We start from the raw sequence: 25,534 nt of genomic DNA on the forward strand, positions 1-25,534 counted from the left end.
GAAAAGTTGATCCATACTATGCGTAAGGTCTGCTGTTTGTGTTGCAATAGCAGGCTCACTTCCGTGGTTGTTCAGGAATACCGTTGTGTCTAAACAAAACCGTGCTGCCCACGCGTCGCCACTGCCTGCGGGCATTGTGGAACTGTCGGTACACAGACCGCCCCATATCGCAGATGCCACGCCAGATTTTCTGGCGGAAGAAGTCCCCGTTGCCCTGGTGTATAACGGTATTTCGCATGTGGTGATGATGGCCTCGCCGAAAGATCTCGAGCTGTTCGCCATCGGTTTCTCCCTCTCGGAAGGCATTATTGCCCATCCGCAGGAGATCTACGGCATGGATGTCGTGCCGGCCTGCAACGGTCTCGAAGTGCAAATCGAGCTCTCCAGCCGTCGCTTTATGGGGCTGAAAGAGCGACGTCGGGCGCTGGCCGGACGTACCGGCTGCGGGGTGTGCGGCGTTGAACAGCTTAACGACATTGGCAAACCGATTGTTCCCCTGCCGTTCACCCAGACGTTTAATCTGGCGCATCTTGACCGGGCGCTTGAGCATCTGAACGACGTTCAGCCAATCGGCCAGCTCAGCGGCTGTACCCACGCGGCGGCGTGGGTATTGCCGTCAGGGAGTATTGCAGGCGGGCATGAAGACGTTGGCCGCCACGTGGCGCTGGACAAGCTGCTGGGCCGCCGCGCACGGGAAAACAACGTCTGGCAGCAGGGCGCGGCGCTCGTTTCCAGCCGTGCCAGCTATGAGATGGTGCAAAAGTCCGCCATGTGCGGCGTGGAAATTCTGTTTGCGGTGTCGGCGGCAACCACGCTGGCGGTGGAGGTGGCGGAGCGCTGCAATTTGACGCTGGTGGGGTTCTGCAAGCCGGGCAGAGCGACGATTTATACCCATCCGCAGCGGTTAATGGTTGATCAGTAATTTTGAACGATAATAGCAAATCCTTCCGCTTTTAGTTGTTGAGGATGAGGGCTAGTATTTATCTCATCAAGGCACGGTGCCTTACCTAAACAACTTAATGAAAGGGTTTATATCATGAAAAGCATCAAAACTTTTGTCGCTGTAATCGCTCTGGCTGCTTCTTTCGGTTCTTTCGCTGCACAGACAGTGACCGCATCTGCCTCTACGCTGGACGGTGCTGAAGCTAAAATCGCCGCACAGGCTCAGGAAGCGGGCGCGTCATCCTACAAAATTACCCAGGCGTTCACCGGTAACCGCGTACACATGACCGCTGAACTGAACAAATAATTTCGCTATACCGTCGAAAGAGCGCCCCTGGGGCGCTTTTTTAGTTTATACCTGCCAGACGCAGCAGCGCTGTCATCACCGCCGCCGCGACGATCACCACAATTAACGGCATTTTTCGCCAGGCCAGAAATACCGCGAACCCCACGCCCAGTACGCGCGCCATGCCCGCAAAATGTTCCCCTTCATAAAACGTTGTTGCCAGCGCGACGGAGAACAGCAAAACGGTAGCCGCATCGGAAAGCAGCGCCTGCGATCGTTCAGAAAGCGCCAGCCGGTTGCCGAGCTTTGCTCCGCCAAGACGCATCAGATAGGTTCCGGCAGAAAGAATGGCGATGCCGAGAATAAAGACCGTCATGTTTTCCATTATTTTTTCCTCGCGGCGAGACCGAGCAAAGAGAGCAGCACCGGCAGGCCCACCGGCGCAAACGGCACCGCTGCCAGCGACAACACCGCGCCGCTACAGGCGCGGATCAGCGTGGTGCGGTTTTTGAATGCCGGCACGACTAACGCCAGCAGGATCGCCGGAAACACCGCGTCCAGCCCGATGGTCTCCGGGTCCGGCAGCAGCTTGCCGACCATCGCCCCCAGCACTGCCCCCAGCGGCCAGATGATTGCCACGCCTAGCCCGCACAGCCAGTAGGCCGCCTTACGCTGCTCGGCGGTTTTTTGCGAAAGGCCGAACACTACGCTTTCATCGTTCATGATATGACAGCCCAGAAAGCTCAGACCGCGCTTGCCCACCAGTTCACGCACGGTCACGCCGAACGGCACATGGCGCGCGTTGACCAGCAAACCGGCCGCCGCCGCCGCCAGCGGATTGCCGCCGCTCGCCACAATGCCGATGAACATAAACTCGGATGCGCCCGCCAGCACCGTGAGGGAAAGCACAAACGGCACCCACAGCGGGAAGCCGTAGGCCATCGCCAGCGAGCCGTAAGACATGCCGACCACGCCTACCGCGAGGCAGACCAAAATTATCGCTTTTATCGTGTCGCCTTTCAGACAAGAGAGGTGATTCTTCATACCATTTTAGCCATATCGAACGTATTTCCATTATAATGAACGCATCAAAATCGTTTTACAAGATGAACGAATCGTTCGTTATAGAGAGACAGAGGCCGTTTTTATGACGCAGCCAATCAGCGTGATCGCCAAAAGTCTGGTGCGGGAACGCCTGCGAACCGGGCTATCACTGGCGGAAATTGCCCGCCGTGCCGGGATCGCCAAATCCACGCTTTCTCAGCTGGAGTCTGGCAACGGTAACCCTAGCCTGGAAACGCTCTGGTCGCTTTGCGTGGCGCTGGATATTCCGTTTGCCCGGTTACTGGAGCCGCAGCAGCCCGTCACGCAGGTGATCCGCCGCGGCGAGGGCACAAAGGTGGTTGCCGGGCAGGCCAATTACGAGGCGATTTTACTGGCGGCGTGTCCGCCGGGGGCCCGTCGTGATATCTATCTGCTGCTGACTCAGCCGGGCGCAGACCGTATTTCCCAGCCGCATCCGCCGGGGTCGGTTGAGCACATTATCGTGACCCAGGGGCGGGCGATGGTCGGCCTGATCGACGCGGCGGAAGAACTCGGCCCGGGCGATTACATTTGCTACCCCGCCGACCAGCCGCATATCTTTAAGGCGCTGGAGCCGGATACACACGCCCTCCTGGTGGCGGAACAAAATTAACGAAGATACGGAAAATCATGTCGCTCAAAGCCATTGCTAAAGAACTGGGGCTGTCCGTTACTACCGTCAGCCGCGCCCTCAACGGGTATGACGATGTTTCTGCTGAGACGCGCGCCCGCGTGGAGGCAGAGGCCCAGCGCCGTGGTTACCGACCTAATACGTTCGCGCGCCGCCTGAAGATGGGCAAAATTGATGCCGTCGGCCTCGTTTTTCCCGTGCATCCTGTTCCGCTCAATAACAGCGTTTTTATGGACATGGTCGGCGAAATTAGCCACGAACTGGCGCGACATGAGATCGACCTGCTGCTCATCGCTGACGACGATCTGGCGGACAAACACAGCTATATGCGCATGGTGCAAAGCCGGCGCGTGGATGCGCTGATTGTGGCCCATACGCTGGATCGCGATCCGCGTCTTGAGCAGCTTCAGGCCGCCGGTTTCCCCTTCCTGGCGCTCGGCCGCAGCCAGCTGCCGCAGCCGTACGCGTGGTTCGATTTCGACAACTATGCTGGCACGTACCAGGCCACCCGCTGGCTGATTGAGAAAGGCCATCAGCGCATCGCCCTGCTGGGTGAAAGCAATAATCAGGCATTCATCACCCAGCGGCGACAGGGCTACCTGGACGCGCTGCGGGAAGCCGGGCTCTCCAGCGAATGGCTGCGCGCCATGCCCCCTTCGCGCCGCGTGGGGTATGCGACCACGCAAGAACTTCTCTCCCTGCCGCAGCCCCCCACGGCCATCATTACCGACTGCAACACCCACGGCGACGGCGCGGCGATGGCGCTGGCGCAGATGGGGCGCCTGTCCGGCGACGATGCCATCTCGCTGGTGGTTTACGACGGATTACCGCAGGACAGCATTGTCGATATCGACGTGGCGGCGGTGATCCAGTCCACCCGCCAGGGCGTCGGAAAGCAGATTGCGGACATGGTGCGCCAGCTGATCAACGGCGATGACGTCGAACGGCTTCAGGTACTCTGGCAGCCGGAATTCTCTCCGGGCCAGACGGCCTAAACCGGGCAAATTTCCAAACCCGATCACAGATCCGAAACGTTTTGGTTTGTATCCGAAACGTTTCGGATCAACACTCAAGGCATCCCGAAGAAAGGAGATGTCTGATGCAAGAGGCCATTTTACGACTCGAAAGCACCACGGTTGACGTAGTGCTAAAAACCCAACCGTTCGCCGAAATTCTCTACTGGGGGCCGCACCTTCACCACTTTTCGCCGCAGGATGTCGCTACGCTGGCGCGGCCGGTGGCAAACGGCAGGCTGGATGTCGATTCCCCGGTGACGCTGATGGCCGAACTGGGGCACGGGCTGTTTAGTTCACCCGGTATTGAGGGGCATCGCCAGGGGCTGGACGGTTCCCCCGTGTTTACTACCACAGACGTCCAGCAGCAGGGACAAACCCTGACGGTAACGGCGGAGGATAAACAGGCGGGCCTGCGTCTGACCAGCGAGCTGACGCTGGAGGCCAGCGGCGTGCTGGTGGTGCGCCATGGGGTAACCAACCTGAAAGCGCTGGCGTGGCAGGTGGACCGATTCGCCGTCACGCTGCCGGTGGCCGAGCGCGCGCAGGAGGTTATGGCCTTTCACGGACGCTGGATCAGGGAATTTCAGCCGCACCGCGTCACGCTTGAACACGACAGCTTTGTGATTGAAAACCGTCGGGGTAAAACGTCCCACGAACATTTCCCGGCGCTGATCGCCGGTACGCCATCGTTCAGCGAAATGCAGGGCGACGTCTGGGGCGTGCATCTGGGCTGGAGCGGCAACCACCGCCTGCGCGCCGAAGCGAAAACCGATGGTCGCCGTTATATACAGGCCGAAGCGCTTTACCTGCCGGGTGAAATGGCGATTGAAGAGGGCGAAACGCTCTGGACGCCGCGCCTGTATGCCAGCTACTCCCCGCACGGGCTGAACGGCATGAGCCAGCAGTTCCACCGCTACCTGCGCGACAACATCATCCGCTTCCCGGAAAACAAACCGCGCCCGGTACACCTCAATACCTGGGAGGGGATCTACTTCAGCCACGATCCGGAGTACATCATGCGCATGGCCGACGAGGCCGCCGCGCTGGGTGTGGAGCGCTTTATCATTGACGACGGCTGGTTCAAAGGCCGCAACGACGACCATGCCGCGCTGGGCGACTGGTACCTGGATGAGAAAAAATACCCGAACGGCCTGACGCCGGTAATCAGTCACGTTAAACGGCTCGGCATGGAGTTTGGCATCTGGATCGAGCCGGAGATGATTAACCCGGATTCCGATCTGTATCGCGCGCATCCTGACTGGGTGCTGGCGCTGCCGGGCTACGCGCAGGCGACCGGGCGGCACCAGCTGGTGCTCAATCTCAACATCCCGCAGGCCTTTGATTACCTGGTGGAGCGCATGAGCTGGCTGCTGGGCGAGCATGCGGTTGACTACGTGAAATGGGACATGAACCGCGAGCTGGTGCAGCCCGGGCACAACGGTAAAGCTGCCGCCGACGCGCAGACCCGCCAGTTTTACCGCCTGCTGGAAGTGCTGGGCGAGCGTTTTCCGCACATTGAATTTGAATCCTGCTCCTCCGGCGGGGGGCGAATCGATTATGAAGTGCTGACCCGCAGCCATCGCTTCTGGGCTTCCGACAACAACGACGCGCTGGAGCGCAACACGATCCAGCGCGGCATGAGCTATTTCTTCCCGCCGGAGGTGATGGGGGCGCATATCGGTCATCATAAATGTCACGCTACCTTCCGCCAGCACAGCATCGCTTTCCGTGGGCTGACGGCGCTGTTTGGGCATATGGGGCTGGAGCTGGATCCGCTCACCGTCGATGCGCAGGAGCGTGAGGGCTATCGCCATTACGCCGCGCTGTATAAGCGGTGGCGTGAGGTGATTCATCACGGTACTCAGTGGCGCGTGGACATGCCGGATGCCACCACGCTGGCGCAGGGTATAGTGAGTGAAGACAAAACGCAGGGGCTATTTTTGGTCAGCCAGCTCGCGATGCCGGATTACACCCTGATGATGCCGCTGCGCATGCCGGGGCTAGACGCCAGCGCGCAGTACCATATCACGCTGCTGGATCATCCGAACATTCAGATCACGGGCGAGGGGGGGCACACCATGCGCAAGCTGCCGGCGTGGATGGAAGCCTCGCAAACGGCAAGCGGTGAATGGCTGATGCGGGCGGGTATTGCGCTGCCGATTCTGGATCCGGAAACCGCCATTCTGATTGGCGTGGAACGCGTGTAAAGGTGACGGGCCGGGCAACCGGCCCTCCGTTGAGGATAAAAATAATGAACACAACAACCTGTACCCACAAAGACAACCCTAACTTCTGGATCTTCGGGCTGTTCTTCTTTCTCTACTTCTTCATCATGGCCACCTGCTTTCCGTTCCTGCCGATCTGGCTGTCGGACATCATCGGTCTGAATAAAACCCATACCGGGATTGTCTTCTCCTGCATCTCGCTGTCGGCCATCGCGTTCCAGCCGGTGCTGGGCGTCATTTCGGACAAGCTGGGGCTGAAAAAACACCTGCTGTGGGTAATCTCGGTGCTGCTGTTTCTGTTCGCACCGTTCTTCCTGTACGTCTTCGCGCCACTGTTGAAAACCAATATCTGGCTGGGCGCGCTGAGCGGCGGGTTGTATATCGGCTTTGTTTTTTCAGCCGGATCCGGGGCGATTGAGGCCTACATTGAACGCGTGAGCCGCAACAGCTTCTTTGAGTACGGCAAGGCGCGCATGTTTGGCTGCCTCGGCTGGGGGCTGTGCGCCTCAACGGGCGGCATCCTGTTCGGCATCGATCCGTCGTATGTTTTCTGGATGGGATCGGCGGCGGCGCTTTTGCTGATGCTGCTGTTGGTGGTCGCGAAACCGAAGCCCAACCAGACGGCGCAGGTGATGAACGCCCTGGGCGCGAACCAGCCGCAGATCACCGCTAAAACCGTGTTCAACCTGTTCCGCCAGCGCAGAATGTGGATGTTCATTCTGTACGTGATTGGCGTGGCCTGCGTGTATGATGTTTTCGACCAGCAATTTGCCACCTTCTTTAAAACCTTCTTCGCCACGCCGCAGGAAGGGACCCGCGCCTTTGGTTTTGCCACCACGGCGGGGGAGATTTGTAACGCCATCATCATGTTCTGCTCGCCGTGGATCATTAACCGCATCGGCGCGAAGAACACGCTGCTGATCGCCGGGGTAATTATGGCGACGCGCATTATCGGCTCGTCGTTTGCTACCACCGCCGTGGAGGTCATCGCCCTAAAGATGCTGCACGCGCTGGAGGTCCCGTTCCTGCTGGTGGGGGCATTCAAATACATCACCGGAGTGTTTGATACGCGCCTGTCGGCCACCATCTACCTGATTGGCTTCCAGTTTGCGAAACAGTCGGCAGCGATTTTCCTCTCCGCCTTTGCCGGAAATATGTATGACCGGATCGGCTTTCAGGAGACGTACCTGATGCTGGGCTGTTTCGTGCTGGCGATTACGGTGGTGTCGGCGTTTACGCTGAGCAGCAGGCGGGAGATTGCTGCACGAAGTAACACGGTGGAGGCGAACCAGGCATAGGCGCTGTAAAACGACGAAACCCACCAGAGGTGGGTTTCATAAATCGCTTTGCCTATGGTGTACGCAACCAGAACCTATAAAAAGGGGAAGTAGACAGTACAGGCTTTCAGGACCAAATTCTAACGGTTGAAGGATCCACCGTCAACTGTATCTACAGGTCTATGGTATGCTTCGGCACATCGTTCTGGGAGCACGAATAAATGCCGCAAGCTACTAATTATAAACCGATTATTTCATTGATCTCATCAATACGTCTGGACGGATATCGCACAACGTTTCGTCCGAATAATGAATGCGAATTATACGGCATATACATCTGGTCTCAGCATGCAGCAGCGTCCATTTATCCTCTCCTCCAAAACCTTGAGATCTCTTTAAGAAACGCCGTCGACAGAGAAGCCAGGGTGAGATTTGGCGAAATGTGGTGGGAAACGATTCACTGCACAAAAGACCGGGATGAGTGTCATTTCTATAAAAACATCGAAAAGGCTAAAGAGTGCCTTACCCGGGAATGGCGCAAAAAAGAGATGAGACGCAGGCGAGGAGCTTATGCTCAGGTGCAACCGATCCCGGAATGGAGTCACGATCGTATTATTGCCTCAACGGATTTTAGTACCTGGCATTATGTTTTGAATAATGAGTTTAACGCTCCCGCGCCGCGAGATAACCACGGGTATTTATGGCCAAAATCATTGAGTAAAGTCTTTAAAAATTTCGCCAGAATCAACACGAACCCGCAAAAAGTCAGAAAAACGCTGATCGATCTCATCTTTGAACTGAGAGAGTATCGCAACCGTATTTCCCATCACGAACCTATCTGGGTTAAAGCGCCAAACGTGAATGACGCAAGAACGGCGATTGATACGATAAGAGTCAAGATAAACAAGATTGAACTTATCATCGAAGCCCTTGATATTAATCTGCTTAAGGTGATGAAAAAGGTAGGGCTGTTTGAGAATGCCAGACGCGTTTGTTCACTAGAAGAACTCAATATCTATCGTTATACGAAACCGTTTTGTGCGTTATCGCCCGAGCAGATTGCCGTTATTGAACAGTACTGTCACGATGCGAAAGAGAGGAACGAAACCATCATCTGGGAGCATGATACGGTAGTTTATGGATTGAGAACCTTGCGCTAAAAGCAGGTGACGCGTGCGTTGCATCACCTGCTTTGCCGTTACGCTAAGTAAAACACCTCTTTCAGATCCGAACTCACCGGGCTGTTATCCGGGTTCGACGGCATGACGTCAGCCATATGTTTCCACCAGCGCTGGCAGACGTCGGTATTCGCCACCGCGTTCCAGCGCTCCTCCGACTCAATCTCCACCGTCGCAAACAGCAGGTTCCGTTCTCTGTCGAGATAAATGGCGTAGTGGTGCGCGCCGTGGGCTTTCAGCACCGCTTCCAGTTCGGGCCAGATCGGATTGTGGCGTCGGGCGTACTCTTCGTGCGCGTCCGGGTTTACCTGCATCACAAACGCTTTGCGGATCATAATGCCTCCAGATACAGCTCGCGGACCTCGTCGCGGCTGGCGGTGCGCGGGTTGCACGGCGCGCACGGATCGGCGAGGGCTTTATCCAGCCAGCCTTCAATGTCGGCTTTGGTGACGCCAAGCTGGCTGAAGCCGGACGGAATGCCGACGCGGGCGCTCAGGTCACGAATCGCCTGAATCGCTGCCATGCTGGCGGCCTCGTCGCTCATTTCGCGCGTGTCAACGCCCATTGCCTGTGCCACGCGGGCAAAACGCGCGACCGCGTTCGGGCGGTTAAAGTTTTCGATGATCGGCAGCAGGATGGCATTACATACGCCATGAGGCAGGTTGTGCGTTGCGCCCGGCTGATGCGCCAGAGCGTGTACCAGCCCCAGCCCGGCGCTGTTAAACGCCATACCTGCCAGGTACTGACCGAAGGCCATCTGCTCGCGCGCTTCCAGGTTATGACCGTCGTCAACCGCTTTCGGCAGCCAGAGGTTGATCAGGCGAATCGCCTCCAGCGCATTGGCATCGGTCAGCGGATGCGCGCCAACGGACACGTAGGCTTCAATGGCGTGGGTTAATGCGTCCATGCCGGTTGCGGCGGTCACGGAGGCCGGAATATCGAGCATCACACTGGCATCGTCCACGGCGATATCCGGGATGATGTTCGGGTCGATGATGACTTCTTTCACCTGACGCGCGGAATCGATGATCACCGCGTTGCTGGTCATCTCCGCCGCCGTGCCCGCGGTGGTGTTGATGGCCACCAGCGGCACGCCCACGTTTTTCACCTTGCCGACGCCGGAATAATCGGTTGACGGACCGGGGTTAGCGGTGAGGATTTTTATCGCTTTGGCGGTATCAATGGGGCTGCCGCCGCCAAAGGCGATGATGTAATCGCATTCCGCGTCCTGGTAAGCGGCAAAGCCTTTCTGCACCAGCGCCTCCGTTGGGTTCGGGAACACCTCATCGAACAGGTGATACGACATCTGATGGGCGTCCAGCGCGGTAAACAGGCTGTCGAGCAGGCCGAGCTTCACCAGCTGGCCGTCGGTGACAACCAGCGCTTTTTCCCACTGCTTGTTCGCCACCAGATTGACCATATCGCCGATTGCACCCGCGCCGTGCAGGCTGATTTTTGGAAGTGCCAACATAAAGCTCATGATAATTCTCCTTAATTACTGTGAATTTTATGCCCGGCGGCGCTGCGCTTGCGCGGACCTGCGGTTAAGCAGGCCGGGTAAACGCAGCTCCACCCGGCTATGAGATCCGTCTTCGCTGCATCACCCGGCGGGTAATAATTGGCAGTGAAATCACCACAATCAGCATCGCGCCGATAATCACCGACATCACAATGCCAGGCACGTTGAGCAGGCTCAGGCCAAAGGTCACCAGCCCCATCAGGAAGGCAGCGATAATCACGCCGACCATGCTGCCGGACCCGCCGAGAATATTGACGCCGCCGAGCACCGCCATCGTCACCACCGCCAGCTCCCAGCCCATCGCAATCGTCGGGCGAGTGCTGCCCAGACGCGAGGTGAGCAGCACTGACGCCAGGCCGGACATTAGCCCCACCTGCGCGAACAGCATCAGGTTGTGGCGTTTAATGTTGATGCCGGAGTACCACGCGCCGGTCGGATTATTGCCGATGGCGTAGGTGCGGCGGCCAAAGTTGGTGCGGTGCAGCACAAAGGCAAACAGAGCGGCCAGCAGGATAAACAGCGCGAACTCAAACGACAGCGCGCCCCAGACGTAGCCCTGGCCGAACCAGGCGAAGCTCTCAGGGTAGTTGTTCAGCGCCTGGTCCCCGAGCAGGATGTAGGCAATCCCGCGGTACAGGCTCATGGTGCCGATGGTGATGACGATGGACGACAGGTTAAAGCGCGTCACCAGGATGCCGTTAAGCAGTCCGCACAGCAGCCCGACGCCAAGTCCCACGCAGACCAGCAGCGGCGTATCAACGCCCGCCTCCGCGCAAAAGCCCATCACCGTGGAGCTGAGCGCGATGGTGGAGGCCACCGACAGGTCAATTTCCCGGGCGATAATCAGCATCGCCATCGGCAGCACGATGATCGCCTTTTCGGTGAAGTTGAACGTCGCATCGGAGAGGTTCCAGACGTTGAGGAAGTAAGGCGAGGCGAGCGCGTTCACTATGAATACCGCCAGCGTCACTGCCAGCAGGAAACCTTCCCAGCACAGCAGGCGCCGGAAGATGCCCGTCGCAGAGGTCGGTTCGATCGCTTCAGATGTCATCATTTTGCTCATGATTTCACCGCCAGTTTCTGACGCGCCAGCGCGGCGTCGCGCAGGATCAGCCTGCCTTTGCGCCTGTTGCCGCGCTCATTCAGCAGCACTGCAACGACAATTACCGTGCCGGAAATGGCCATCTGCCAGAACGGGGAGACGCCGATCACCGGCAGGGCGTTGTTAATCACCCCGAGGAACAGGGCGCCAAACAGACAGCCGAGTACGCGCCCGGTGCCGCCCATGGTGCTGATCCCACCAATCACGCAGGCGGCCACCACCTGCAATTCAAAACCGTTAGCGACGTCGACATACGCAACGGCAAAGCGCGAGATCCACAGGTAGCCGCAGAACCCGGCCAGCAGTCCGGAGAGGCAAAAGCTGATGAACTGCATTTTTCCGGCGTTGATCCCGGTATAGTACGCCGCCGTCGCGTTACCGCCTGCGGTATAGAGCGCCCGTCCGGTGCGGCTGTAGCGCAGGAAGTAGCCCACCAGCAGCAGCGCGGCGATGGCGCACCAGCTCAGTACCGGCAAGCCCAGCAAAGAGGCACGCGGCAGCCCGAGAAAGTCGGCGCTCATCTGGTTGGCGTTCACCCAGCCGCCGCCGGAGAGCAAAAAGATAATTCCGCGGTAGATGCTCATAGTGCCGAGCGTCACCACAATCGCCGGAATGCCCAGCTTCCACACCAGCAGGCCGTTCATCGCGCCCATCAGCAGCCCAAGCGCGCTTGCAAGAATAAGCAGCGCCCAGACGGGCACGTCCGGGTAATGGAAGTTAATCAGGGCGACAATCATCCCGGTGAGGGCAAGATTGGCCGCCATCGACAGGTCGATGCCTTTGGTGAGCAGCACCATCATCTGTCCGAGCGCGAGGACGATCAGAATGGCGGTGTCATTAAACATTTCCACCAGGTTGCCCGGCGCGATAAACGACGGCACGCGGCTGCCGATGGCGACGATCATCAATACAATCACCGCGCCAAGCAGCGCTTCACGGTGTTTTAAGAGTGAGCTCAGCATTTATGCCGCCTCCTGTTTTGCACCGCTGGCGGCGCTGACGATGGTTTCCGCCGTCGCATCCCCCGCCTGGTATTCGGCGACCATCAGTCCCTCGTGCATTACGATGATGCGGTCCGCCATGCCCATCACTTCGGGGAGTTCGGACGAAACCATAATCACCGCCAGCCCCTGACTGACCAACTCGGACATAAACTGATGAACGGCTGCCTTTGAGCCGATATCAATGCCTTTTGTCGGCTCATCAAGGATGATCACATCAGGGTGTGTTGCCAGCCATTTGCCGATAACGACCTTTTGCTGGTTGCCGCCGGAGAGGGTCTCCACCGCCTGCTTCCAGCTGAAGGCCTTCACGTGCAGACGTTTGGCATACTCGTCTGCCAGCTTCCATTCGCGGTCGTCGTGCAGTACGCCGCTCGGATTGAGCGTGCTGAGCTGAGGCAGGCTGATGTTCTGGGCAATCGGCAGCGCGATAATCGCTCCCTGTTTCTGCCTTTCTTCCGGCACGCAGACAATACCGGCTTTGATGGCATCCGCAGGCTGGCGAAAGCGCCGGGGCTGGCCGTTGAGGGTAATTTCCCCGGACGCTGGCCGCGTAACGCCGGAAAGCGCCTGCATCAGTTCGGTACGCCCGGCACCGACCAGCCCGTAGAAGCCAAGGATTTCGCCTTTACGCAGGGAGAAGGAGATGTTCGCGAACTCGGTCGGGTGGCAGAGGTTTTTCACTTCCAGCACCGTTTCGCCCTTCTCGCAGTCGATTTTCGGGAAGGTTTGCGTAATGGCGCGCCCGACCATCATCGACACCATGCGCTCCTCGGTGATCTCATTTATTGCACCTGCGCCGACGAACGCGCCGTCGCGCAAAATGGTGTAATGGTCCGCCAGCTCAAAAATCTCGTCGAACTTGTGGGAGATAAACAGGATGGCTTTTCCCTCCTGCTTTAAGCGTTCCACAATCTGGTAAAACTCGAGGATTTCATGCTGCGACAGCGCCGCCGTGGGTTCATCAAGAATAACCACCTGCGCCTCAAAGGAGAGCGCGCGGGCAATCGCTACCATGTGACGCTGGGCGATGCTCAGGGTTTTCAGCGTCGCGCGCGGGTCGATTTGCACCTCCAGCCGCGTGAGAATGGCCTGCGCCCGGCGGTGCATCTCCGGCCAGTCGAGTTTTTTCAGGAAACTTTTGTGAAGGTACTGACCGACAAAGATATTTTCGGTGACCGATAGCTCATCGAACAGTACGGTTTCCTGGTGAATGGCGGTGATGCCGATTTTATGCGCCGACTCCGGCGTCGGGAGGTGCACGGGGATCGCTTTGTAGAGGATCTCACCCTCGTCGGGCTGATAAATGCCGGTCATCACTTTGACCAGCGTCGACTTACCCGCGCCGTTTTCGCCGATAAGCGCCGTCACTTTGCCGGGCCACAGCGCAAGCTGCACGTTCTCAAGGGCACGCACGCCGGGAAACACCTTCGTGATGCCAGAAAGCTGTAGCAATGGGGTCATGATAGTTCTCCTGGACAGGGGAATGTGTAGGGCGGGTAAGCGGCAGCGCCACCCGCCTTTTGCCGGATGGCGCTACGCTTATCCGGCCTACAAATCGCATCAAAAGATTTTTGAGAACTTATCAATATTGCTGGCATCGTAGACGAACGGCTCGGCCATCGCGCCGTTGCCGTCCGCATCCAGCTTCACTTTGCCCAGTCTGCCCATGCTGGCCTCGCCTTTCGTGGCCGTACCTTTCACCAGATCATCCGCCAGGTAGGTTGCCGCATAACCGAGGTCGATCGGGTTCCAGATGGCAAAGCTCTTGCTCGCGCCGGATTTCACCGCGCCCGCCATCTCAGACGGCAGGCCTAAGCCGGTGACGTACACTTTGCCAATCTTGCCCTGATCTTTTACCGCCTGCGCTGCGGCCACGATGCCCACGGATGAAGGCGAGACGATGACCTTCAGGTCCGGATAGGTTTTCAGCAGACCGACCGCTTCGCGGTAGCTTTTGTCAGAGAGATCGTCCCCGTAGGCCACCGTCACCAGGTTGACGGAAGGGTACTTCGGCAGCACTTTTTTCATCTCCGCAATCCAGATGTTCTGGTTGGTGGAGGTTGGCGTGGCGCTCAGCACGGCGACGTCGCCCTTTTCCACGTTCAGCGCTTTCAGGGCATCGGCGGCGAGCTTGACGTTGGTTTCGCCAATCAGGGCGTTATTGGACGGATTGAGATGGATTTGACGTCCGGCTTTCGCCACGCCGGAATCCCACGACACAACCTTGATGCCGCGCTGCATCGCTTTTTTCAGCACCGGCACGACGGCGTCCGGATCGTTCGCGGAGATCGCGATCGCATCCACGCCCTGAGCGATCAGCCCGTTCAGCACCTCGATCTGCGCTTCCGCCGTGGTGGTGGTCGGGCCGGTATAAATCACTTTTACATCGCCTAACTCTTTGGCCGCCTCCTGCGCGCCGACGTTCGCTGCTTCGAAGAATCCATTTCCTAAGGACTTCGCCACCAGGGCGATTTTCACTTCTGCTAAAGCGGAACCGGACAACGCCAGAGCGGCAACGGTGAGGATCAAGCTTGCTTTTATTTTCATTGCTTTTACTCCACTGACTTGAGTTAGTTGTAGGGATTGCAGGTGGTTTTCGCCCCGTCTCGGTAAGCGGGGCGCGATGTTGTTAGTTGTACAGATCTAATGCGGACTGCATCGGGGTGACGCCAAAGCGTTTGCCCAGGGCGATCAGCTCTTCCCGGGTGATGGTCTGCTTCATGCCGCCCATGGAGTAGACCTTCACCAGCACCTCCGCGGATTTCTCGGCGGTGTCGATCAGGCCGAAGGTTTCATCCAGCGTCGGGCCGCTGCCGAAAACGCCGTGGAACGGCCACAGCACCAGGGCGTGCTTTTGCATATCCGTCGCGGTCGCCTGGCCGATTTCGTCGGTACCCGGCACCATCCACGGCAGAATGCCGACGCCGTCCGGGAACACCACCAGACACTCGGTGCTGCCTTCCCACAGCTTGCGGGTAAAGAAATCAGAATTATTTTCCAGCACGTAGGTCAGGGCGATCAGGTTAGTGGCGTGGCAGTGCATGATGACGCGGTCTTTGCCGTCAGTCGCCTTGATGCGTTCGCAGTGGGAGAGGAAGTGCGCCGGCAGTTCAGAGGTCGGCACCGCGTCGTCCGTTAGCCCCCACAGAATGTGGTATCCCGCGCCGTCGCTGTCTACCCTCACGACGCCGAGATTGGCTTCCGGGTCCACCTGAACGTTACGGAAGAACTTGCCGGAACCGGTAACGATAAACGGCGTGTTGGCGAGCAGCGGCATCGGCTGGCTCAGGGCGATATAGCGCGGCTTCTGGTGGAAATCGGCGGCAAAGGGCGCGATATCCGCGTCGTCCAGGCGCAACGTGAGATTGCCGCCGTTGCGCTCGTCCCAGCCCTTCAGCCAGGCGTCGGAGGTGGCTTTGATCATGCCCTGGACGAACCAGGAGGTGGTGATGGTCTGCATACAGTGTTTCCTTTGAAAATGCCGGGTGGCGTTACGCTTACCCGGCCTGCTTTTACCTGTAGGCCCGGCATGCAATGCGCTGCCGGGCGATATTTTTTACTGACGAGCGGCGAGAACGTCCTTCTCATACGCCCGCACGTTGTCCAGCCACTGGCTGCCCGCCGGGGCGTCGTGACGCTGGCAGTACATCTCCCACACCGCCTGCCACGGCAGGGATTTCTGCTCTTCCAGCAGGGCCAGGCGCGCGGTGTAATCGCCGCTCTCTTCCAGCTGTTTCAGCGCGGCGGTTGGCTCCAGCAGGGCACGCAGCAGGGCTTTTTTCATGTTACGGGTGCCGATAACCCATGCCGCGATGCGGTTGATGGAGGCGTCGAAGAAGTCGAGCCCGATGTGCACGCGGTCAAACAGATCGTGGCGAATGATTTCGCTGGCAATCGCCTGGGTTTCGTCGTCCAGCAGGACCACGTGGTCGCTGTCCCAGCGCACCGGACGGCTGACGTGCAGCAGCAGGCGCGGCACGTAGAGCATGGCGGCGGAGATTTTGTCGGAGATCACCTCGGTCGGATGGAAGTGGCCAGCATCCAGGCACAGCGCGGTCTGGCGGCTGGTGGCGTAGCCCATGTAGAACTCGTTTGAGCCCACGGTGTAGCTTTCTGCGCCAATGCCGAACAGCTTGCTCTCCACCGCGTCGATATGGTGCGACGGGTCCAGCTTTTCGCTGATGGCTTCATCCAGCGCGGCCAGCAGGCGCTTGCGCGGCGCCAGACGGTCAACGGTGATGTCCTTCATGCCGTCCGGGATCCAGATATTCATCACCGACGGCGTGCCGAGCTGCTCGCCGAAATACGCCGAGACGCGGCGACTGGCCTTCACGTGGTCGATCCAGAACTGCCGGATTTCGTCGTTGGCGTGTGCAAGAGTAAACCCGTCCGCGCTCAGCGGGTGCGAGAAGCAGGACGGGTTAAAATCCAGTCCCAGCCGGTTGGCCTTTGCCCACTCCACCCAGTTCTTAAAGTGTTCCGGTTTGATTTCGTTACGCGCGACCGGCGCGTCGGATTCGAGATAAATCGCGTGCAGGTTCAGGCGTTTTGGCCCCGGGATCAGGCTCAGCGCCAGTTCCAGATCCGCACGCAGTTCGGTGGCGTTGCGCGCTTTGCCCGGGTAGTTACCCGTTGCCTGAATGCCACCCGTCAGGGAACCGCCCGGGTTCTCGAAGCCGGCAACGTCATCACCCTGCCAGCAGTGCATGGAGACGGGCAGACGGTCGAGCTGGCGCAGCGCCTCTTCGACATCCACGCCGACGGCGGCGAAACGCTGTTTAGCCAGGTCCCAGGCTTGTTCAAGTTGAGTGGTCATGCGCAAAGCTCCTTAGTCAGTCGTTTTTGCTGAAACTGCGCCCGGTAGCGGGCAATGTCATGGCAGGGATTGGGGGTGAAGGTGGTCAGGCTGTTATTCGCCGTCACCACCGAACGGAAATCGTCAACGTTTGATAGTTCGTCCAGCGTCATTAGCTGAATGCCGATGTTGCCGAGCGTGGAAGCCTCTACGGGGCCTGCCACCACGGTAATGCCGCAGGCATCGGCGCAGAGCTGGTTCAGCAGCTGGTTCTGGCAGCCGCCGCCCACGATGTGCAGCTGGCTGAACGGTTTACCGCGAAGGTCAGCCAGCTCGCTCAGGATGTCGGCATAGAGCAGGGCGAGACTGTCAAAAATACAGCGTGCCAGCTCGGCGGGGCGGGAAGGTACCGGCTGCCCCGCGTCAAAACAGGCGGCCTGGATCTCAGCGCTCATGTGCACCGGGTTAATAAAGCGGTCGTCGTTCGGGTTAATCAGGAAGGTGCAGGCCTTCAGCTTTTCGGTTTCCGCGATAAGCGCGGGCAGGTCGGTGACGTTCTGCTCTTTCAGCACCCGCTGGAGCAGCCACAGGCCCATGATGTTCTTCAGCACGCGGTAGCGTCCTTCGGCACCGCCTTCGTTGGTGATATTGGCGGCCAGCGCGGCGTCGCTGGTATAGGGCGTTTTGCTCTCAAAACCCATCAGCGACCAGGTGCCGGAGGAGAGATAGGCCGCGTCTTTGCTGGCGAGCGGCGAGGCAATGACCGCGCTTGCGGTGTCGTGACTGGCGACGGCGACAACGGGAATTTCGTTCCCCTGCGGGCAAATCCACTGGCCGATCACGTTGCCCGGATGGGTTGGCGTGCCGAACCAGGACGGCGAGGCGCCCGTCCATGCCAGCAGGTGTTCATCCCAGTTATCGGTGTTGATATTGACCAGCTGCGTGGTGGTGGCGTTGGTGTATTCCCAGTTCATGTTGCCGGTCAGACGATAGCTTAAGTAGTCCGGGATCAGCAGCGCATGCGCCACCTTTTCAACCAGCTCTGGCTGTTGCTCAACCAGCGCCCGCAGCTGATACAGCGTGTTAAACGGCAGAAACTGGATGCCGCTGCGACCATAGATGTTCTCCTTGCCAAGCTGCGCGATGGCGTGCGCCATCAGCCCATCGGTGCGGCTGTCGCGGTAGGAGACGGGCAGGCCGACGCGTTCGCCGTGACGGTCCAGCAGCACGTAATCCACGCCCCAGGTATCAATGCCGATACTGTCGATGCGGATACCGTCTTCGCAGACGTTATGAAGTCCGGTGCGGATCTCCGCTTCCAGCGCATCAATATTCCAGGTCACAAAACCGTCCTGTTTTTGCAGACAATTGGCGAAACGGTGCATTTCGCGAAGCGTAAGGGTGTGCTGGTCACAGTCCCAGGTGGCGAGCATTACACGGCCGCTGGATGCGCCTAAATCGACAGCCACACAATGGCGAAAAGTCATGGTCGGGTCCTTTCTTAAGTCATTAGCGATGAGTGTAAGAAAGGGAAGAAATAGCCACCTTCTCGCCACTGACAGCCCAAATCTCGCGCTGGCAAGAAAGCAAAGGTGAACGTGAGGGAGTTCACAGTTTCCAGTAATGACGGGGTTTGCAGGCAGTGTGACGCTGACCGCATTTCCCGATCTTTCCGCCTGTTTCTTGAAAAACCGGCAGCTTTTGCGCGGTTTACTGTCAAAAATTTAAGGTGAGCGTGGAAGGCCTTAATTACTATTTTGAGAACTTTTCTCATTGGTGGGGACCGTTATGACCGTACTGCACAGCGTCGATTTTTTTCCTTCGGGAGCTTCTCCGGTCGCGATTGAGCCACGGCTTCCTCAGGCTGCATTTCCTGAGCATCATCATGATTTTCATGAGATTGTGATTGTTGAGCACGGAACAGGCATCCACGTGTTTAACGGTCAGCCGTATACCATCAGCGGCGGTACGGTGTGCTTCGTGCGCGACCACGACAGGCACCTGTATGAACATACCGACAACCTGTGCCTGACCAACGTGCTCTATCGTTCTCCGGACGCGTTCCAGTTTCTCTCCGGGCTGAATCAGCTGTTGCCGCAAGAGAAGGATGGCCACTACCCGTCGCACTGGCGGGTGAATCAGTCCACGTTGCAGCAGGTGCGTCAGCTGGTGAGCCAGATGGAGCAGAGCGAGGACGCAGAGGAGACGCACGCGATTGCCACCCGCGAGCTGCTGTTTATGCAGCTGCTGGTGCTGCTGCGCCGCAGCAGCCTGGTGGAAGGGATGGAAAATAACGACGCGCGGCTGAACCAGCTCATGGCCTGGCTGGAAGATCATTTCGCTGAAGATGTCTGCTGGGAAACGCTGGCAGACGACTTTTCGCTCTCGCTGCGCACGCTGCATCGTCAGCTCAAGCAGCATACCGGGCTTACGCCGCAGCGTTACCTTAACCGTCTGCGCCTGATCAAAGCGCGCCATCTTTTACGCCATACCGATGAAAGCGTCACGGATATCGCTTATCGCTGCGGTTTCGGCGACAGTAACCACTTTTCGACGCTGTTTCGCCGGGAATTTAGCTGGTCGCCGCGCGATATTCGTCAGGGGAAAGACGCGTTGCTTCAGTAACGCGAGGGCAGTCACCGTTTTTTTGCCGCAAAAAGGCTAATAATGTCCGGTTATTCGCCCTAGAGGTTGTGGTGTGGCTGCTCAGTTAATTCTTCGCAAAGATGATTTTTTTGCCTCCGCGAGTCAGGCCGTCGCGGTGGCGGACCGCTACCCGCAAAATGTCTTTGCCGAGCACACCCACGAGTTCTGCGAGCTGGTGATGGTGTGGCGTGGCAATGGCTTACACGTTCTCAACGACCGGCCCTACCGCATCACGCGCGGGGATCTGTTTTACATACGCGCCGAAGACAAACACGCCTACGCCTCGGTTAACGATCTGGTGTTGCAGAACGTCATCTACTGCCCTGACAGGCTTAAACTGAATGTCGACTGGGCGGGCAACATTCCGGGCTTTCTGAATGCCGGAGGCGAACCGCACTGGCGCTTAAGCAGCAGCGGCATGGCTCAGGTGCGCCAGACAATTTCCCAGCTGGAGCAGGAGAGCCAGAAGAGCGACCCGGTGGCGAACCAGATGTCGGAGCTGCTTTTCGCCCAGCTGGTGATGACCCTGAAGCGCCATCGTTACGCCACGGATAATCCCTCCGCCACCACGCAGGAAGCGCTGCTGGATAAGCTGATCGCCCGGCTTGCGGGCAGTCTGAACAAGAGTTTCGTGCTGGAAAAATTCTGCGAGCAGGAGCAGTGCAGCGAGCGCGCGCTGCGCCAGCAGTTCCGCACCCAGACGGGAATGACGATAAACCATTACCTGCGCCAGCTGCGCATCTGCCACGCCCAGTATCTGTTACAGCATACCGAGCTGATGGTCAGCGAAGTGGCGATGCGCTGCGGATTTGAGGACAGTAATTACTTTTCGGTGGTGTTTAACCGCGAGGTGGGGATGACGCCGGTTCAGTGGCGTCATCGCAGTCGAAAGGCGGCGTAATCAGTTCGCCATGCCGAGGCCGACAATGTTGGCGGCGATAATAATCACCACGCAGCCCAGGCTCAGCACGCCAACCGGACGACGCCCGGCGTTGTTCCACTCCTTCAGCACCAGCCCAACCAGCCCGCCGCACAGCACGTAGAAGCTCATGTGCAGCATCCAGCTCATATAGTCATACTGCGCCGGAATGCTGGCGTGGCCCCAGGCGTAGAAGAAGAATTGCAGATACCACATCAGGCCGCCGAGCGCGGAGAGCAGAACGTTGGTAAGGATCAGGGGTTTTGCCAGCGAGAAGTCGGCTTTTACCGACAGATTTTTCACTTTTGCCAGACGAATGAAGCAGAAGCCGAGGTTTACCAGCGCGCCGCCGCCCATGATCACCACGTAGCTTGGCAGGGCAACATACAGCGGGTCGACGCCCAGCGCCGCAGCGGCCTCGTGCATCGGTTTGGCGGCATTCATGGCGAACGACATGCCCGCCGAGAAGACGCCGCACATCACCGCCAGCATCAGCCCTTTCTTCAGGTTGAACTCTTCGGCTCTGATGCCCATCTTGCGTTCTTTTAGCTGGCCTGCGCGGGTGACGATCCCCACGCCGATCACCGCCACCAGCACGCCCAGCAGCGTCATCCGGCCGCCCTGGGTGTTGATCAGCACGTCGAAATGGCCGTTAAGAATGGGCGTCATCAGGGTGCCCACTATCAGCGTAATGCCAATCGCGATGCCAATCCCCATCGACATGCCGAGGTAACGCATGGTGAGGCCGTAGTTGATATTACCGATGCCCCACATCGCGCCGAACAGAAACACCGGCAGTAACGTGGAGGCGTTGAAGGAGGAGAAGTAGCCCCAGAAATCGGGCAGCAGCACGGCGCTGATGGTCCACGGCAAAATCAGCCAGGAGACCGTACCGCCAACGGACCACATGGTTTCCCATGACCAGCCTTTAACCTTTTTAAACGGGGCATAGAAACAGGCAGCACTGGCCGCGCCTATCAAATGCCAGAAAATACCCATCGTAATCGCATGATTCATTTAATTATCCTCATCGTTTTTATTGTCGGTGGCTTCCCGCCGACTTGATGAGTGTAAAAATTAGGCGGTTTGGGAACCTTCAGAAGGTTGCCGCACTTTTGTGGAGGGTGGCAATCAGCACGTTAAGCGCGTGAGCAGACTCACAATTTTGTGATTCATCGAAATTGTAATAACCATATAAAAACTACGGCATTGATAATCATTTTCAATATCATTTAATTAACTATAATGAACCAACTGCTTACGCGGCATTAACAGCTGTGCCGCCCGACAATAATGGAGAGGATTATGAGTTATACACTGCCATCCCTGCCGTATGCCTACGACGCACTGGAACCGCATTTCGACAAGCAGACGATGGAAATCCATCACACTAAACACCACCAGACCTACGTGAACAACGCGAATGCTGCGCTGGAAAGCCTGCCAGAGTTCGCTAATCTGCCTGTTGAAGAGCTGATCACCAAGCTGGACCAGCTGCCAGCAGACAAGAAAACCGTACTGCGTAACAACGCGGGCGGTCACGCTAACCACAGCCTGTTCTGGAAAGGCCTGAAAACCGGCACCACCCTTCAGGGCGACCTGAAAGCGGCAATCGAGCGCGACTTCGGCTCCGTTGACAACTTCAAAGCGGAATTCGAAAAAGCCGCTGCAACCCGCTTCGGCTCTGGCTGGGCGTGGCTGGTTCTGAAAGGTGACAAACTGGCGGTCGTTTCTACTGCAAACCAGGACTCCCCGCTGATGGGTGAAGCCATCTCTGGCGCATCCGGCTTCCCAATTCTGGGCCTGGACGTGTGGGAACACGCTTACTACCTGAAGTTCCAGAACCGTCGCCCTGACTACATCAAAGCGTTCTGGGATGTCGTGAACTGGGACGAAGCCGCAGCGCGTTTCGCCGCTAAAAAATAAGGTTGCATTGACGCCTGTGAGAAGCGAGTCTGATGACTCGCTTTTTTTGTATCTGCGTAATGGAGGCAGCGATGCATTACCCGGTGAACGTGTTTACAGGCAAGGTAAGGGAGTACGACGGCAGCCGCCCGAGCGCCATCGCCAAAGTGCAGGTCGACGGTGAGCTGTCGCTGACCGAGCTCGGGCTGGTGGGCGACCAGCAGGCCGAAAAGAAAATCCACGGCGGACCCGATCGCGCGCTGTGCCACTATCCGCGCGAGCACTATCAGCACTGGAAAACCGAATTTCCTGAACAGGCGGACCTCTTCGTCGCGCCCGCGTTTGGCGAAAATCTCTCAACGGAAGGGCTGACGGAAAAGAACGTCTTTATTGGCGATATTTACCGCTGGGGCGATGCCCTGATTCAGGTCACCCAGCCGCGCTCGCCGTGCTTTAAGCTCAACTACCATTTCGGTATTCAGGATATGTCGGCCCAGCTGCAAAACGTGGGCAAAACTGGCTGGCTGTATCGCGTTGTGCAGGCGGGAGAGGTTTCGGCGGACGCGCCGCTTGAGCTCGCGTCGCGCCTGAGTGAGGTGTCGGTGTACGAGGCCTGCGCGATTGCCTGGCATATGCCGTTTGACGATGAACAGTATCATCGCCTGCTGTCGGCGGCGGGGTTGTCTACCAGCTGGACAAGAACGATGCAGAAGCGGCGTATAAGCGGGAAGATCGAGAGCAGTTCGCGGAGATTGTGGGGGAAATAGGTTCCGTAGAAAGGAGGCCGGGTAAGGCGAAGCCGCCACCCGGCACATACCGTTACGAACGCTTATACAGCGGTAGCCACAGCGTTAACCGCAGCCCGCCCAACGGGCTGTCATCGGCTTTCACCCAGCCGCGGTGCTGCTGCATGGCGGTTTCTACAATCGCCAGCCCCAGCCCCGTGCCGCCAGACTCGCGGTCGCGCGCTTCGTCGGTGCGGTAGAACGGACGGAAAATCTGTTCGCGATCTTCCGGACTGACGCCTGGGCCATCGTCATCGACAATGACGGTAATCCCGTCTTTATCCACCGAAAACGCCACTTCAATCTTCGTGTGCGAATAGCGCAGGGCGTTACGCACGATATTCTCCAGCGCGCTTTCCAGCGTGTTGGGGTTACCGTAGAGCGGCCACGGGCCCGGCGGGAAGTTGACGGTGAACGATTTCCCCATCTGCTCCGCTTCGAACGCTGCGTTGTCCAGCACCTCGTGCCACAGGTGATTGGCTTTCACCGTTTCGCTCACCAGCGCGTTTTTCTGCTGGTTACGCGACATCACCAGCAGATCGTTGATCATGCTGTCCAGACGATGCGCTTCCGTCTCAATACGCTCCAGCTCTTTGCTCTCACCGCTGCGGCGGCGCAGCAGGGCGGTGCCCAGCTGTAAGCGAGTGAGCGGCGTACGCAGTTCGTGTGAGATGTCCGACAGCAGGCGTTGCTGGGCAGTCATCATCCGATCGAGCGCGCTGACCATCTGGTTAAAACTGGTCCCGGCGGCCAGGAACTCCTGCGGCCCGGATTCCAGCTCCGGATGCTGTCTGAGATTGCCTTGCGCCACTTCGTCCGCCGCGTTTTTCAGCTTACGCGCCGGTTTCGCCAGGCTCCACGCCAGCCATAACAGCAGCGGAGAACTGACCAGCATCGTGACGATCAGCAGCAAAAGCGGACGGTCAAACAGCAGGTTGATGAAGTCGGACTGGGAACTGCTCGCAGGGCGAATCAGGTAGAGCTGATAGTTATCTTCCCCATCCCGTACCGAGAAAGGGCCGACCATCTCTACCCGACCATATTTCTTTTTCTGTGGGTGATCGGCGTTATCCGCCTGGCCAATAAAGTTGCGGATGATCTGCATCTCATTGCGATCGGCCCCAATCACGCGACCCTCGCTGGTAACCAGCAGCAGCCGTTGTCCGGGGGGCGCCCACTTGTCGATAGCGCGAAACAGCCTGCGCCACCACATAAAATCGTTCGGCGGATCGTTTGCCAGCTCCGCTTCCACGTGCTGCTCGATCATCACGCCCTGACGTTGCTCGCTGTCGAGAAGCTCCGTCATCTGGCGTGAGTCGAGTTTTGGCAACATCAAAACGAGCATTAAAACCAGTGCCAGCGTCAGCCAGAAGATGGCGAAGATGCGGGCGGTTAAGCTGCCTATCATGAAGCGGAAACCATCAGATAACCGCGACCACGCAGGGTTTTAAACCATGGGTGACCGTCTTTACGCTCCGGCAGCTTACGGCGCAGGTTCGAGATATGCATATCGATGGCGCGGTCAAACGGGGTAAGGCGTTTGCCGAGCACTTCCTGGCTTAAGTGTTCACGCGACACCACCTGGCCGAGATGCTGCGCCAGCAGATACAGCAGGGTGAACTCGGTGCCAGTTAGCTCCAGCGTTTCACCGTCGAAGCTCGCTTCCTGGCGGCCCGGGTTCAGGCTCAGGGAGTCCACTTCCAGCGTAGGTGAACTGTTGTCGGTATTCTGCTGCTGCTCGCTCCAGTGAGAACGGCGCAGGATCGCACGAATACGGGCCACCAGTTCACGGTCGTTGAACGGCTTAGGTAAGTAGTCATCCGCGCCCAGCTCAAGGCCGAGGACGCGGTCAAGCTCGCTGCCGCGTGCGGTCAGCATAATAACGGGGGTCTGGTGTGTCTGGCGAAGCTCTTTCAACGTATCAATGCCGTTTTTCTTCGGCATCATGACGTCGAGCAAAAGTAAATCGATGCTGTCGTCAAGGAGACTCAGCGCCTGTTCCCCATCATGGGCAACCAGGACGTTGAAACCTTCCATGTCGAGCAACTCCTTTAAAAGAGATGTGAGCTCTCGGTCATCATCAACTAACAGGATTTTATTCATTGTTTAAATACCTCCGAGGCAGAAATTACGACATCAAGGCTATCTAATCCATGACTTTACGTTGTTTTACACCCCCTGACGCATGTTTGCAGCCTGAATCGTAGACTGTCTCTCGTTG

25 protein-coding genes are annotated in these 25,534 nt (G+C 58.1%); 11 read left to right on the forward strand and 14 right to left on the reverse strand.

From position 1 onward, the window contains the following. The first annotated feature begins 85 nt into the window (after window positions 1-85). Entirely contained in the window at window positions 86-922 is an 837-nt protein-coding gene (fdhD, locus tag A3466_RS05155; RefSeq protein ID WP_063449688.1) for a formate dehydrogenase accessory sulfurtransferase FdhD, read from the forward strand. Between the two features lie 114 nt (window positions 923-1,036). After that, complete coding sequence (locus A3466_RS05160; RefSeq protein ID WP_015569916.1) at window positions 1,037-1,249, forward strand: DUF1471 domain-containing protein; 213 nt, start codon at window positions 1,037-1,039, stop codon at window positions 1,247-1,249. Between the two features lie 40 nt (window positions 1,250-1,289). On the opposite strand, the gene A3466_RS05165 is transcribed toward A3466_RS05160, so the two are convergent. Together A3466_RS05165 and A3466_RS05170 are read right to left on the reverse strand one after the other, a co-directional pair. Next, complete coding sequence (locus A3466_RS05165) at window positions 1,290-1,613, reverse strand: AzlD domain-containing protein (RefSeq protein WP_063449689.1); 324 nt, start codon at window positions 1,611-1,613, stop codon at window positions 1,290-1,292. Then, the gene (locus A3466_RS05170; RefSeq protein WP_063449690.1) at window positions 1,613-2,272 is read right to left on the reverse strand and encodes an AzlC family ABC transporter permease; all 660 of its coding nucleotides are present in this window, start codon (window positions 2,270-2,272) and stop codon (window positions 1,613-1,615) included. The genes A3466_RS05165 and A3466_RS05170 overlap by 1 nt, the downstream gene beginning before the upstream one ends. A gap of 103 nt (window positions 2,273-2,375) precedes the next feature. Between A3466_RS05170 and A3466_RS05175 the strand changes: the two genes are divergently transcribed. The 5 genes from A3466_RS05175 to A3466_RS05195 all read left to right on the forward strand — a co-directional run bounded on the left by A3466_RS05175 (window position 2,376) and on the right by A3466_RS05195 (window position 8,620). After that, complete coding sequence (locus A3466_RS05175) at window positions 2,376-2,924, forward strand: helix-turn-helix domain-containing protein (RefSeq protein WP_003861973.1); 549 nt, start codon at window positions 2,376-2,378, stop codon at window positions 2,922-2,924. Between the two features lie 17 nt (window positions 2,925-2,941). Continuing rightward, window positions 2,942-3,937 carry a LacI family DNA-binding transcriptional regulator gene (locus A3466_RS05180; protein ID WP_063449691.1) on the forward strand — a complete coding sequence of 332 codons (996 nt, stop codon included), beginning with the start codon at window positions 2,942-2,944 and terminating at the stop codon, window positions 3,935-3,937. Window positions 3,938-4,041: 104 nt separating this feature from the next. Further along, window positions 4,042-6,165, forward strand: a complete 2,124-nt coding sequence (locus A3466_RS05185; RefSeq protein WP_063449692.1) for an alpha-galactosidase — start codon at window positions 4,042-4,044, stop codon at window positions 6,163-6,165. 44 nt (window positions 6,166-6,209) lie between these two features. Then, window positions 6,210-7,481 (forward strand): MFS transporter, encoded by a 1,272-nt coding sequence (locus tag A3466_RS05190; RefSeq protein WP_063449693.1) that lies wholly within the window; start codon window positions 6,210-6,212, stop codon window positions 7,479-7,481. 200 nt (window positions 7,482-7,681) lie between these two features. Then, the gene (locus tag A3466_RS05195) at window positions 7,682-8,620 is read left to right on the forward strand and encodes an Abi family protein (RefSeq protein ID WP_063449694.1); all 939 of its coding nucleotides are present in this window, start codon (window positions 7,682-7,684) and stop codon (window positions 8,618-8,620) included. Window positions 8,621-8,658: 38 nt separating this feature from the next. Here the strand turns inward: A3466_RS05195 and rhaM are convergent, their stop codons facing one another. From rhaM to rhaB, 9 genes are all read right to left on the reverse strand, one after another. Next, entirely contained in the window at window positions 8,659-8,973 is a 315-nt protein-coding gene (rhaM, locus tag A3466_RS05200; protein ID WP_063449695.1) for an L-rhamnose mutarotase, read from the reverse strand. Next, a complete protein-coding gene (fucO, locus tag A3466_RS05205) occupies window positions 8,970-10,118 on the reverse strand; it encodes a lactaldehyde reductase (RefSeq protein WP_063449696.1) in 1,149 nt (382 codons plus the stop codon). Before fucO ends, rhaM begins: the two co-directional genes overlap by 4 nt. A gap of 97 nt (window positions 10,119-10,215) precedes the next feature. Beyond that, the gene (locus A3466_RS05210) at window positions 10,216-11,220 is read right to left on the reverse strand and encodes an ABC transporter permease (protein WP_063449697.1); all 1,005 of its coding nucleotides are present in this window, start codon (window positions 11,218-11,220) and stop codon (window positions 10,216-10,218) included. Beyond that, on the reverse strand, window positions 11,217-12,221 hold the full coding sequence (locus A3466_RS05215; protein ID WP_063449698.1) for an ABC transporter permease: 1,005 nt from the start codon (window positions 12,219-12,221) through the stop codon (window positions 11,217-11,219). Before A3466_RS05215 ends, A3466_RS05210 begins: the two co-directional genes overlap by 4 nt. Beyond that, window positions 12,222-13,724 carry a sugar ABC transporter ATP-binding protein gene (locus tag A3466_RS05220; protein WP_063449699.1) on the reverse strand — a complete coding sequence of 501 codons (1,503 nt, stop codon included), beginning with the start codon at window positions 13,722-13,724 and terminating at the stop codon, window positions 12,222-12,224. A gap of 99 nt (window positions 13,725-13,823) precedes the next feature. After that, the gene (gene rhaS / locus A3466_RS05225; RefSeq protein ID WP_063449700.1) at window positions 13,824-14,810 is read right to left on the reverse strand and encodes a rhamnose ABC transporter substrate-binding protein; all 987 of its coding nucleotides are present in this window, start codon (window positions 14,808-14,810) and stop codon (window positions 13,824-13,826) included. 82 nt (window positions 14,811-14,892) lie between these two features. Continuing rightward, window positions 14,893-15,723, reverse strand: a complete 831-nt coding sequence (rhaD, locus tag A3466_RS05230) for a rhamnulose-1-phosphate aldolase (RefSeq protein WP_063449701.1) — start codon at window positions 15,721-15,723, stop codon at window positions 14,893-14,895. A gap of 96 nt (window positions 15,724-15,819) precedes the next feature. Further along, complete coding sequence (rhaA, locus tag A3466_RS05235; protein ID WP_063449702.1) at window positions 15,820-17,079, reverse strand: L-rhamnose isomerase; 1,260 nt, start codon at window positions 17,077-17,079, stop codon at window positions 15,820-15,822. Further along, on the reverse strand, window positions 17,076-18,545 hold the full coding sequence (gene rhaB / locus A3466_RS05240; RefSeq protein WP_063449703.1) for a rhamnulokinase: 1,470 nt from the start codon (window positions 18,543-18,545) through the stop codon (window positions 17,076-17,078). Before rhaB ends, rhaA begins: the two co-directional genes overlap by 4 nt. 301 nt (window positions 18,546-18,846) lie before the next feature. Between rhaB and rhaS (A3466_RS05250) the strand changes: the two genes are divergently transcribed. Both rhaS (A3466_RS05250) and rhaR read left to right on the forward strand, forming a co-directional pair. Then, window positions 18,847-19,683 carry an HTH-type transcriptional activator RhaS gene (gene rhaS / locus A3466_RS05250; RefSeq protein WP_063449704.1) on the forward strand — a complete coding sequence of 279 codons (837 nt, stop codon included), beginning with the start codon at window positions 18,847-18,849 and terminating at the stop codon, window positions 19,681-19,683. 73 nt (window positions 19,684-19,756) lie between these two features. Beyond that, the gene (rhaR, locus tag A3466_RS05255; protein WP_063449705.1) at window positions 19,757-20,605 is read left to right on the forward strand and encodes an HTH-type transcriptional activator RhaR; all 849 of its coding nucleotides are present in this window, start codon (window positions 19,757-19,759) and stop codon (window positions 20,603-20,605) included. On the opposite strand, the gene rhaT is transcribed toward rhaR, so the two are convergent. Beyond that, a complete protein-coding gene (rhaT, locus tag A3466_RS05260) occupies window positions 20,606-21,640 on the reverse strand; it encodes an L-rhamnose/proton symporter RhaT (protein WP_063449706.1) in 1,035 nt (344 codons plus the stop codon). It lies immediately after the preceding gene. Window positions 21,641-21,928: 288 nt separating this feature from the next. On the opposite strand from rhaT, the gene sodA reads away from it, so the two are divergent. Next, window positions 21,929-22,549: a superoxide dismutase [Mn] gene (gene sodA / locus A3466_RS05265; protein WP_003861999.1), complete on the forward strand. Its 621-nt coding sequence runs from the start codon at window positions 21,929-21,931 to the stop codon at window positions 22,547-22,549. Window positions 22,550-22,620: 71 nt separating this feature from the next. Further along, window positions 22,621-23,295: a 6-hydroxyaminopurine reductase gene (gene yiiM / locus A3466_RS05270; protein WP_063449707.1), complete on the forward strand. Its 675-nt coding sequence runs from the start codon at window positions 22,621-22,623 to the stop codon at window positions 23,293-23,295. 52 nt (window positions 23,296-23,347) lie between these two features. Here yiiM and cpxA read toward each other — a convergent pair whose 3' ends face one another. After that, a complete protein-coding gene (cpxA, locus tag A3466_RS05275; RefSeq protein WP_063449708.1) occupies window positions 23,348-24,721 on the reverse strand; it encodes an envelope stress sensor histidine kinase CpxA in 1,374 nt (457 codons plus the stop codon). Next, complete coding sequence (gene cpxR, locus A3466_RS05280) at window positions 24,718-25,416, reverse strand: envelope stress response regulator transcription factor CpxR (RefSeq protein WP_003862004.1); 699 nt, start codon at window positions 25,414-25,416, stop codon at window positions 24,718-24,720. Before cpxR ends, cpxA begins: the two co-directional genes overlap by 4 nt. Window positions 25,417-25,534: the final 118 nt, after the last annotated feature.

The organism is Enterobacter genomosp. S (assembly GCF_001631805.1).
In the GTDB taxonomy this organism is placed as follows: domain Bacteria; phylum Pseudomonadota; class Gammaproteobacteria; order Enterobacterales; family Enterobacteriaceae; genus Enterobacter; species Enterobacter quasihormaechei.